The 11,198-nt window shown below is 68.0% G+C and carries 10 protein-coding genes; all 10 read left to right on the forward strand.

All coding sequences use genetic code 11. From position 1 onward, the window contains the following. Nucleotides 1–192: 192 nt before the first annotated feature. The 10 genes from VL973_RS12455 (at nt 193) to xrtA (ending at nt 11,197) form a co-directional block, all read left to right on the forward strand. A complete protein-coding gene (locus tag VL973_RS12455) occupies nt 193–537 on the forward strand; it encodes a response regulator (RefSeq protein ID WP_325284347.1) in 345 nt (114 codons plus the stop codon). 174 nt (nt 538–711) lie between these two features. Next, nucleotides 712–1,320 (forward strand): XrtA/PEP-CTERM system exopolysaccharide export protein, encoded by a 609-nt coding sequence (locus VL973_RS12460; RefSeq protein ID WP_414712244.1) that lies wholly within the window; start codon nt 712–714, stop codon nt 1,318–1,320. Then, nucleotides 1,320–2,861: an XrtA system polysaccharide chain length determinant gene (locus VL973_RS12465; protein WP_325284349.1), complete on the forward strand. Its 1,542-nt coding sequence runs from the start codon at nt 1,320–1,322 to the stop codon at nt 2,859–2,861. Before VL973_RS12460 ends, VL973_RS12465 begins: the two co-directional genes overlap by 1 nt. A gap of 14 nt (nt 2,862–2,875) precedes the next feature. Then, complete coding sequence (locus tag VL973_RS12470; RefSeq protein WP_325284350.1) at nt 2,876–3,793, forward strand: P-loop NTPase; 918 nt, start codon at nt 2,876–2,878, stop codon at nt 3,791–3,793. Beyond that, nucleotides 3,790–5,451, forward strand: coding sequence for a hypothetical protein (locus tag VL973_RS12475; RefSeq protein ID WP_325284351.1), 1,662 nt, complete (start codon nt 3,790–3,792; stop codon nt 5,449–5,451). The genes VL973_RS12470 and VL973_RS12475 overlap by 4 nt, the downstream gene beginning before the upstream one ends. 14 nt (nt 5,452–5,465) lie before the next feature. Further along, a complete protein-coding gene (locus tag VL973_RS12480; RefSeq protein ID WP_325284352.1) occupies nt 5,466–6,530 on the forward strand; it encodes an AAA family ATPase in 1,065 nt (354 codons plus the stop codon). Between the two features lie 14 nt (nt 6,531–6,544). Next, nucleotides 6,545–7,429, forward strand: a complete 885-nt coding sequence (locus tag VL973_RS12485) for an XrtA system polysaccharide deacetylase (RefSeq protein ID WP_325284353.1) — start codon at nt 6,545–6,547, stop codon at nt 7,427–7,429. Next, entirely contained in the window at nt 7,426–8,478 is a 1,053-nt protein-coding gene (locus VL973_RS12490) for a FemAB family XrtA/PEP-CTERM system-associated protein (protein ID WP_325284354.1), read from the forward strand. Before VL973_RS12485 ends, VL973_RS12490 begins: the two co-directional genes overlap by 4 nt. Continuing rightward, nucleotides 8,478–9,665, forward strand: coding sequence for a TIGR03087 family PEP-CTERM/XrtA system glycosyltransferase (locus VL973_RS12495; protein ID WP_325284355.1), 1,188 nt, complete (start codon nt 8,478–8,480; stop codon nt 9,663–9,665). The genes VL973_RS12490 and VL973_RS12495 overlap by 1 nt, the downstream gene beginning before the upstream one ends. Further along, on the forward strand, nt 9,662–11,197 hold the full coding sequence (gene xrtA, locus VL973_RS12500) for an exosortase A (protein ID WP_325284356.1): 1,536 nt from the start codon (nt 9,662–9,664) through the stop codon (nt 11,195–11,197). The genes VL973_RS12495 and xrtA overlap by 4 nt, the downstream gene beginning before the upstream one ends. Nucleotide 11,198 lies beyond the last annotated feature (1 nt).

Here is an 11,198-nt window from a genome sequence, read left to right on the forward strand (position 1 = left end):
TTATCCCGCCCTGCCGATCCTGTTCATGTCGGGCTATGCCGAGGAACAGCTCAGGCGCTCGATCGACCTGGAAAATGTGGCGTTCCTGCCCAAGCCCTTTTCGGTTCAACAGCTTGCGGAGGCCGCGCGCGCGGTGCTGGGCGGCGATTGAGGGGCTTGGCGCCGCGCGCGCGGCGTGCTTATGGAGCCGGAATGACCGAAGCCCAGCGCATCCTCATCGTCGAGGACGAACCCCTGATCGCCATGATGCTTGAGGATTTCCTCGACGCACTCGGCAAACAGGTGGCAGGAACCGTCGAAACCGTCGCAAGTGCGCTTGACCGGGTGGCTGCCGGCGGCATCGACGCCGCGATCCTTGACGTCAACCTGCGCGGCGGGGAGAAAAGCTGGCCGGTCGCCGACGCGCTGGCCGCCGCCGACATTCCGTTCGTGCTGGCAACGGGTGGCGACACGCTGGCGCCGGGTCACACATCGCGCCCGGTGCTGGCCAAGCCGTTCACGATGGACGGCGTGGAGCGGGCGCTGGCCGCGCTCTGACCGCCCGCCGCTGCGCTTTGCGCTGACGGCCGGTTCGCAGGCTGAACGTTAATTTAACCTCTAACCGCGCATAGCGTCCCGGTTTCCGCAGGGTCCGGCGTGCCTCCGCTCGCCGCCCCTTGCGACCAGGGAGGGTGTCGGATGAAGGTTCGCGTGAAGTCCAGGACGGCGCTGATGCTGGGGAGTGCGGCGGTGCTGGTCAGCGGCTGCACGGGAACCAGCCGTCCCGAACTGCCGCCCGCGCAATTCGTCGCCAGCAAGGAAGGGCCGGGCGAGGAATATGTGATCGGTCCGCTTGATTCGCTCCAGATCTTCGTCTGGCGCAATCCCGAATTGTCGGCCAAGGTCCAGGTCCGCCCCGATGGTCGCATCACCACGCCGCTGATCGCCGACATGCCTGCGGTCGGCAAGACGCCGTCGATGCTGGCCGACGACATGAAGATCGCGCTGGGCGAATATATCAAGGACCCGATCGTATCGGTCATCGTCGACCAGTTTTCGGGCACGTTCAGCCAGCAGGTGCGGATCGTCGGCGCGACCGAGAAGCCCGCGTCGCTGCCCTATCGCGCGAACATGACGCTGCTCGACGCGATGATCGCGGTTGGCGGACTGTCCCAATATGCGTCAGGCAACCGTGCGCGACTGGTGCGGTTCGACCGCGAAACCGGTAAGCAGGTCGAGTTCGCCGTGCGGATCGGCAGCTTGCTCAAGGACGGCGATACGAGCGCCAATGTCCGGCTGGAGCCGGGCGATGTCATCATCATTCCGCAGAGCATGTTCTGATGGACGCCATTTACGACGAGATCCGCGTCGCTTTGCACGCCGTCTGGCGGCGGCGCTGGCTGGCGCTGGCGATCGCATGGGCGATCTGCCTGGCGGGCTGGCTGGTCGTGTCGCAGATCCCGAACCAGTATCTGTCGTCGGCGCGTGTGTCGGTTCAGCTTCGCAACGTCTTGCCGGGGCAGGACAATCTGATGAGCCAGGCCGACCAGCAGCGCGATATCGACCGGGTTCGCCAGACATTGCTGTCGGCGGTGAATCTGGAAAAGGTCGTGCGCGGCACGTCGCTGGCCAACACCGTCGCCACCGACCGCGATGTCGCCGACCGCGTGGCGATGCTGCAAAAGGCGATCAAGATCACCGCGCAGGCCGATGCCAACATTTTCGAATTGTCGGCGACGATCGCCGGTGGCGGCGCGTCGGACGCCGCCAATGCGCGGCTGGCGCGCGAAGTGGTGCAGAAGCTGATCGACATCTTTGTCGAGGCCAATCTGGCCGATACGCGCGACGAGAACAGCCAGAGCCTGCGCTTCCTCGACGAACAGATCGCCGCGCGTCAGCGCCAGTTGCAGGAAGCCGAGGCCAAGAAGGCCGAGTTCCAGACGCGTTACATGGGTTCGCTGCCCGGCACCGGCAGCATCGAGGATCGGGCGGGCGCCGCGCGCGCGCAACTGGCACAGGTCAATTCGGACCTGGCCGCCGCCCAATCGGGTCTGGCGGCGGTCAATGGCCAGATGGCCGGCACGCAGCCATCGCTGCCCGGCACCGCGGGCGCCGCGATGGGACCTGCTCGCGCACGCCTCGCCACGATCCAGGGGCAGCTTGCCGAAGCGCGCGGGCGCGGCTGGACCGACAGCCATCCCGACGTGATCGCGCTCAAGAATCAGCTTCAGATCGCGCAGGCCGCTGCGCGTGGCGAGCCGATGGCGGGCGGCGATGGCGGCACGCCCAATCCGCTATATCTCAGCCTGCGCTCGATGCAGGCCGACCGCGCGGCGCAGGTCGCGGCGCTGACCCAGCGCAAGGCGCAGCTTGAGGCCGATCTGGCCCGGCTGGGCGACACGATGGGCGCGCAGCCAGGCGTCGCCGCCGAACTTGCCTCGATCGACCGCGATTACCTGGTCCTCAAGGACCAGTATGACAAGCTGCTGGCCAGCCGCGAGCAGGTCAGCATCCGTGCACAGGCCAACAACCAGACCGATGCGGTCAAGATCACCGTCATCGATCCGCCGACCAGCCCGCGCACCCCGGCGGCGCCCAACCGCCCGCTGTTGCTGTTCGGCGTATTGATCGCCGGGCTGGGCGGCGGTGCGGCGGGCGCGTGGGGTCTGTCCAAGCTCCAGACCACCTATCCGACCGTGCAGCGGCTGGAAAAGGCCAGCGGGATGCCGGTGCTGGGCGGTGTCGGCGAAGTCGTCGCCGACGCGACTCACATCGCGCGCCGTCGTCAGCTCAAGCTGTTTGCGGGCGGTGCCGGGGCGCTGATGGGGGCTTTTGTGCTGCTGATGGGTATCGAGTTCCTCCAGCGTGGCCTGGTGGCGTGACGGAGATCAAGCGAATGACTGCCGCCGACCCGAACCGCCCCCCGCGTGCCTCGCTGCTTGAGCGGGCCAGCGACTGGTTCGATTATGCGCCGCCGCCGCCCATGACCGGGCCGCGCCACGATCCGCTGCCGCCAATGACGCCGGAGCCGCCGGTCGATGCCGGTGCCGAAACCGCATTCGCCGCGCCGGTCGTGCGCGAACGCGTGTCGATCGACCGCGACCGCCTGATCGAACAGGGGATGCTGGTGCCTGGTGCGCCGGTCACGTCGCTGGCTGAGGAGTTCCGGCTGGTGAAGCGCCAGCTGCTGACCAACATCCGCGCGATCGCTGCCGACCGGCCGGCGCTTGCGCGCTCGATCCTCGTCTGCTCGGCGCGGCCGGGCGACGGCAAGACGTTCTGCGCCACCAACCTTGCGCTCAGCCTTGCTGCCGAGCGCGATGTCGACGTGCTGCTGGTCGATGCCGATGTCGCCAAGCCCGGCCTGCCGCGCGTGCTGGGCCTGGAGGATGGTCCGGGCCTGCTCGATGCGATTTCCGATCCAATGCAGAATGTAGAATCGCTGGTGCTGGATACCGACATCCCCAACCTTCAGGTGCTGCGCGCAGGGACGCGGGGCAATGACGACACTGAACTGCTTGCATCCGAACGCGCGCGCGACGTGATCGCCGGACTGGCGCGGGCTGACGCCCGCCGCATCGTCGTGTTCGATTCGCCGCCCGCGCTGGCGGCAAGCCCGGCGGGCGTGCTCGCCGGGCTGGTCGGACAGGTGATGCTGGTGGTGCGCGCCGATCGCACGACCGAGACCGATGTGCGTGATGCGGTGGCACTGCTCGACGGATGCGCGTCAGTGCAGTTGCTGCTCAACGCGGTATCGCTGCGCCCCGGCGGCAATCGTTACGGCGATTATTATGTTCAGGGCGGCGCGGCGTGAAAAGGCTGTGGTTCCTCGCGGCGACGGCGCTGGCGACGGGGACTGCCCCGGCAATGGCGCAGGATGCGCTGCCGCCATCGGGCGGCGACGAGGCGGGCGTGCGCGATACCGGCGGCGGGCCGGGGCGGCGCGTGGCGATCTCGCCCTATCTCTATGCCGAACAGTCATTGGTCGCGGGTCTGTCCAACAGCGACGATGTGCTGACCTATACCTCGTTGCAGGCCGGCGTCGACGGCACGGTCCAGACGCGGCGGGTGCAGGCGCAGTTCAGCTATCGCTACGAACATCGGTTCGCGTGGGACGACCAGCTTGACGATACCGACGTGCACAGCGGCATCGCGATTGCCAGCGCGCAACTGGCACCCGGAATCGGGTTCGAGTTCGGCGGCATCGCCACGCGCGCGCGCAGCGACATTCGCGGCGCGGCGCCGGGCCTGCTGCGCGGCAACGTCGCTAATATCTCGCAGGTCTATGCCGTTTATGGTGGCCCGACCGTCCAGCAGCAGATCGACCAGTTCTCCCTGAACGCGGCCTATCGTATCGGTTACACCAAGGTCGAGACGCCCGATTCGGGCCTGGGCGTGCTGCCGGGCGAGCGGCTGGACCTGTATAATGATTCGCTTAGCCACCTCGTCACCGGTAGCCTGGCGACGCGCGCGGGCACCTATGCCCCGTTCGGCATCACGCTGTCGGGCCTGTATGAGCGCGAGGATGCTGGGCAGCTCGACCAGAATTACGAGGGCTATTATGGCCGCGTCGACCTGATCCAGCCGGTGTCGCCGACGCTCGCGCTGACGGCGGGCGTGGGATATGAGAATATCCGCATCAGCCAGCGCGACGCACTGGTCGACGCCGACGGCAATGTCGTGACCGATGGCAATGGCCGTTTCGTCACCGACCCCGACTCGCCGGTGCGGCTGGCCTATGACATTGACGGCGTATTCTATGACGCGGGCGTCATCTGGCGGCCAAGTCCGCGCACGACGCTGGAAGTGCGGCTGGGCGAGCGTTACGGCAGCTTCAGCGGCACCGGCAATTTTTCCTGGGCGATGAGCGATCGGGAAGGGTTGCAGGTCGTCGTCTATGACAGCGTGCAGAGCTTTGGCCGGCAGTTGGGCGACGGGCTGGCGGCGCTGCCGACCAGCTTCAACAATCCGTTCGGCGGCACCGGCAGCAATTATAATGGCTGCATCTTCGGGTCGCAGGGCGGCGCGACCGGCGGATGCCTCAATTCGGTGTTCCAGTCGGTGACGACCGCCAATTACCGCGCGCGCGGCATCGACGCGATCTTTGCCGCCAATCGCGGCTGGTGGCGCTATGGCTTCGGCGCGGGCTACGCCAATCGCCGCTTCCTGGCGCCCGACCAGTCACCGGGTGTCCAGATCACGGGGCTGGAGGACGAAAGCTATTACGTTCAGGCCTTTGCCAGCCGCCAGCTCGATGCCGATTCAGGCCTGACGGGGGATGTTTTCTATAACTGGTATCAGGCGGGTCTCGGCAATTTCGAGGCGCGCGGCGCCGGCGCCACGGGTGCCTATTATCGCAATTTCGGCCGGCTGAACGCGCTCGCGTCAGCAGGTGTCTATGTCTCCGATCAGGCGCTTACCGACGCCGATGTGGTGGCACAGGCGCTGCTCGGCCTTGGCTATCGCTTCTGACGGGGGCGCGGAACATGTACGAGACACATTACGGACTGACCGGTCGGCCATTTCAGCTGACCCCCGACCCCGATTTCTGGTTCGATACCGCCACCCACCGAAAGGCGATGGCGTATCTGGGCTATGGTCTGGCGCAGGGTGAGGGCTTCATCGTCATCACCGGCGATCCGGGCGCGGGCAAGACGACGCTGGTCGGCCATCTGATGGGCCGCATCGATCGCGACCGGCTGCACGTCATCCAGATCGTGTCGACCCAGGTCGATGCCGCCGACCTGCTGGGCCTGGTCGCCGCGGGCCTCGGCATCGCGTCGAACCAGCCCAAGGCGCAATTGCTTACCGCGATCGAGCGCGGGCTACATGCCGTCGCCCGTAGCGGCAAGCGCACGCTGCTGATCGTCGACGAGGCGCAGTCGCTGCCGGTCGAAAGCCTGGAGGAGCTGCGGATGCTCTCCAACTTCCAGGCGGGAGGGTATCCGCTGCTCCAGATCTTCCTGCTCGGCCAGCCCGAGTTCCGCCACGTCCTGCACGGCGCGGGTAGCCTTGAGCAACTGCGCCAGCGGGTGATCGCGATGCACCATCTGGAACCGATGGGTCGCGAGGAAGTCGAGCCATATCTGGCGCACCGGCTGAAGGTGGTCGGATGGGACGGCACGCCGTCGTTTGGCGAGGACGCGATCGGGGCGATGCACGACTGGTCGGGCGGTCTGCCGCGCCGGTTGAACCAGCTTGCCGCGCGGCTGATGCTGCACGGCGCGATGGAGGGAGTCGAGCGGTTCGGCGGCGATGATGTGGCGCACGTCACCGGCGAACTCGACGCCGACATGGCGCCGCCCGCACCGCTGGCGGAGCCGGTGGTCCGCCCGCTGGATGTCGCCCGCCCGATCCGCCCCGAAGGTCCGCCGCCGCCGCCGTCGCAGCCCATCGCGACCGACGCGCAGTTGGAACGCCGTGTGGCGGAGCTGGAAGCGCGGCTGGAGGAACAGGACGCGGCGCTGCGCCGGGTGCTGACCCTGCTGGTCGACTGGGTCGAGGGCGACACGCATAATGACAAGACGGTGCTGCGCGGCTCGGCGGCCTGACGGGGACTGGGCACATGTTTCACGACCGCCATCCGCACGGCGCGCCGGTGCCGAACGGCGTCGCCAACGTCATGTCGGTCGATGTCGAGGACTGGTTTCAGGTCGGCGCGTTCGAGCAGGTGATCGATCGCGCCGACTGGCCGAAACATCAGCACCGGGTCGAGGCCAATACCGATGCAGTGCTGGCGCTGTTCGCCGATGCGGGTGTGCGGGCAACGTTCTTTACGCTGGGCTGGGTCGCACACCACCACCCCGCGCTGATCCGGCGCATCGCCGACGCGGGACATGAGGTCGCCAGCCATGGCTGGGATCATCTGCGCGTGTTCACGATGACCGCCGATCAATTCCGTGACGATCTGGCGCGCGCGCGCGCCGCGCTGGAGGATGCCGGCGGGCAGCCCGTGACGGGGTATCGCGCCCCCAATTTCTCGATCGACACGCGCACGCCATGGGCGCACCCGGTGCTGGCCGAAGCGGGCTATGCCTATTCCTCCTCGATCGCGCCGCTGGTGCACGATCATTATGGCTGGCCGGGCGCGCCACGTCGCGCCTTTCGCCCGGTGACGGGCAGCGACCTGATCGAGTTGCCGGTCAGCGTCGCGCGGGTGCTGAGCCGCGAAGTCACGGCGGGGGGCGGGTTCTTCCGGCTGCTGCCGTCGCGGGTCGTCGCTCGGGCGGTCGAGGATGCCAATTCGGGCGGCGATCCGGCGATCTTTTATTTCCACCCTTGGGAAATCGACCCCGGCCAACCGCGCGTTCGCGCCGCGCCATTGAAATCGCGCATCCGCCATTACAGCCGGCTGGGCGCGATGGCGGGCAAGCTGTCGCGACTGTGCAAGGCCTATCGCTGGGACCGGGCCGACGCCGTCGTGGCGGCCCAGGCAGCGCGGCTTTCGTGACCGACTCCATCGTTCGCGAGGCCGATCCGGCCGACCCGCGCGACGCGGCGCGGATCGAGGCGTATCTGGTCGAGCAACCGCGATCGACGCCGTTCCACCTGCCGGGGTGGAGCCGGGCCGTCACGCGCGGCACCGGGCAGCGCAGCCATTACATGATCGCCCAACGTGCCGGGGGCATTGCGGGCGTCTTGCCGCTGACCGATATCCGTTCCCCGGTGGTCGGTCATTCGCTGTCGTCGGTAGGTTTCGCGGTCGATGGCGGTATCCTGGCCGATGACGATGCGGCTCATGACGCGCTGGAGGCAGCGGGCTGGGCGCTGGCCCAGCGGCTGGGCGCGCAGACGTTAGAGCTGCGTGGCGGTGCGGTGCGGGGCGAGGGCTGGTATGCCGACGATACGACCTATCTGGCGTTCGCGCGCGAGCTGACCGCCGACCATGACACCGAACTGGCCGCGATCCCGCGCAAGCAGCGGGCGGAAGTGCGGCGCGCGCTGGGCCTTGACCTGACCGTCACCACCGGCAGCGCCCCGCGCGACCGGGCGGCGCATTACCGCGCCTATGCCGAATCGGTTCGCAACCTGGGCACGCCGGTGTTTCCGCGCGCACTGTTCGCGGCGATGCTGGACGAACTGGGCGACCGCGCCGACATTCTGACCGTGTGGCATGGCGATCGCGCCGTCGCGTCGACGCTGAGCGTCTACTGGGGGGGCACGATGTTTCCCTTCTGGGGCGGCGGGGTTCGCGACGCGCGGACGCTGCGGGCGAATGAGCGCATGTTCTACGCCTATGCCTGCCACGCGATCGACCGGGGATGCCGGCGGCTGGACCTGGGCCGGTCAAAGGCGGGGACTGGTCCGGCGGCGTTCAAGAAGAATCTGGGCTATCCCGCACGACCGCTGACCTATTGGCGGCGGACACTGGATGGCGCCGCGCCGCGCACCTTCAATCCGCTGGACCCCAAATATGCGCGCAAGACCGAATTGTGGAAAAAGCTGCCGCTGCCGGTCGCCAACCTGATTGGGCCGCATATCGCGCGTGGGCTGGGGTGATGGCGACGTTGTTTCTGGCGCACCGCGTGCCCTATCCCCCTGACCGGGGGGACAAGATCCGCGGCTGGAACCTGTTGAAGCATCTGGCCGCGCGCGGGCCGGTTCACCTCGTCACCTTTGCCGACGATCCCCGCGACCTTGGCCACAATGCCGTGCTGTCGGGCGTCTGCGCCAGTCACCATGTCGCGTGGCGGCACAAGCCGCAGTGGCGCGCGGCGATCGAAGCGCTTGCATCGGGTCGCCCTGTTTCGCTGACCGCCTTTGCCGACGTCGGGTTGTCAGGCCGGGTCCGCGCGCTGCTGGCGACGGGCGCGATCGACACGATCTTCGTTTTTTCCGGCCAGATGGCGCAATATCTGCCCGCTGACAGGTCCGCGCGGATCGTCATGGATTTCTGCGACGTGGATAGCGCCAAATTCGCGGCCTATGCCGGGCGGAAATCGCCGCCGATGGCGTGGATGTTCGCGCGTGAGGCGCGGTTGCTGTCGCGGTTCGAGCGTCGGGTGGCTGAGCGTGCCGATGCCAGCCTGTTTGTCAGCGAAGCCGAAGCGCGGCTGTTCACGGAGATGACCGGGTTTGCGCGCCCGCAAGTGGTGGAAAACGGCATCGACACCGTGTTCTTCGATCCCCACGCATCCTTCGACCGTGCGGGCGCGACACCCGGCATCGTGTTCACCGGCCAGATGGACTATCCGCCCAATGTCGAGGCAGTGACGGATTTCGTCCGCGACGTGCTGCCCCGGCTGCGCGCGGCGGGGGTGAGCGCGCCGTTCAACATCGTCGGTCGCGCGCCCTCGCATGAGGTGCTGGCACTGGCCGGTGACGATGTGCGGGTGACGGGCGAAGTCGCCGATGTCCGGCCGTGGCTGGCCGCAGCGCAGATCGTGGTCGCGCCGCTCAAGACCGCGCGCGGGGTGCAGAACAAGGTGCTTGAGGCGATGGCGATGGCGCGGCCGGTGGTCGCATCGGCGCCCGCCGCGCAGGGTATCGACCATCAAGGCACGCTTTGCGTTGCCGGTGACGCGGCGGGATTTGACCGCGCGATCGCCGACCTGCTGTCGAACCCCGATCGCGCGGCTGCGTTGGGCCAGTCGGCACGCGCGCGGGTGCAGGCGCGCTATGGCTGGGCCGCGCGGCTCGCGGCGCTCGATACGTTGCTCGCGCAACCCGAAAGCGCGGCGGCATGAGCAGCGCGGCGCATCCGGCGGGAACGGCGCTGGCGATCCCGTTCGGCGTCGAATGGCGGCGACACGCGGCGGTGGCGGCGGGCCTGTGGCTCGCGATCCTGTTTCTGTTCCACCGCGATGTGGCGGACCTGGCCGCGATTTACTGGAACTCCGAGACGTTCGGCCATTGCCTGCTGGTGCTGCCGGTGTTCGGCTGGCTGGTGTGGCAGCGCCGCGTCGAGCTGGCGCAGGTGCCGCCCGACGGATGGTGGCCGGGGCTGGCGCTGGTCGGGGGCGCGGGGCTGTTGTGGGTGATCGGCGCTGCGGCGGGGGTCGCGGTGGTGCGGCATCTGGCGCTGGTTTTGATGTTGCAAGGCGCGGTCGTCGTGGTGCTTGGCCCAAACGTGGCGCGCGCGCTGACGTTTCCGCTGGCCTGGCTGTTCTTCCTCGTCCCCTTTGGTCAGTCGATCGAGGCGCCGCTACAGGATCTGACGGTGCGTCAGGTGATGCCGCTTCTCGACCTGACGCGCGTGCCCGCCATATATGACGGCGTGCTGATCCTGACCCCCGACGGCGTTTTCGAAGTGGCGGAGGAATGTTCGGGCGCGCGGTTCGTGCTGGCGATGCTGGCCTTTGCGGTGCTGGCGGCCAATGTCTGCTTCATCGGCTGGAAGCGGCGCCTTGCCTTTGTGGCCTTTGCCGTGGCGATGCCGGTGCTGGCGAACGGGGTGCGCGCATGGGGCACCATTTATGCCGCGCACCTGACATCGGTCGAGGCGGCGACCGGGTTCGACCATATCGTCTATGGCTGGTTCTTCTTTGCCGCGGTGATGGCGCTGGTGATGGCGCTGGCCTGGCCGTGGTTCGATCGCGACGTGGATACGCCGTGGTTCGATCCCGCCCGGTTGCAGCATCGCCTCCGTTTCATTGCCGCGCCGCTGCCGGTGGCGGGGGCCGCGCTGCTCGCGATGGTTGCGGCGGCCGGTTGGGCGCACGTCATCGCGGCGCGGGAAGCGCCGTTGCCGGCCCGCGTCGAACTGCCTCAAATCCCCGGCTGGCGCCGCGTGGATGTGGCAGCCCAGGCGCCCTGGACGCCCAGCTATCCCGGTGCGGATCATTTCGTCATTGGCCGATATGCCGATGACACGGGCGAGACCGTGGACCTGGCCATTGCCGTGCAGGCCACCCAGCGCGAGGGCAAGGAGATCGTGGGTTTCGATATCGGCGCAATTGTCGCCGATGGCGATTGGCTGCGCGTCGCCGACCTGCCCCCGCTGGACGGCGGTTCGGCGCTTCGCATGGTGCATCCCGGCGGGCCCGAGCGCGAGACGGTGACGTGGATACGGATCGGCTCTATCCTGAGTGGCGATCCCAAACGGGTGAAGCTGGAGACGTTGCGCGTGAAGATGCTGGGCGGGGAACAGGCGGCGGTGGCGGTGCTCGCCTCGACCGAAAAGGGGGAGGGCGCGGATACCCGCACGACGTTGACCCGCTTCCTGTCGGCGCTCGGCCCGGTCGAAGCCGTCGCCGACCGCGCCGCCGGACGGCGATAGC

Origin of the sequence: Sphingomonas sp. (assembly GCF_035490575.1) — a bacterium.
In the GTDB taxonomy this organism is placed as follows: domain Bacteria; phylum Pseudomonadota; class Alphaproteobacteria; order Sphingomonadales; family Sphingomonadaceae; genus Sphingomonas.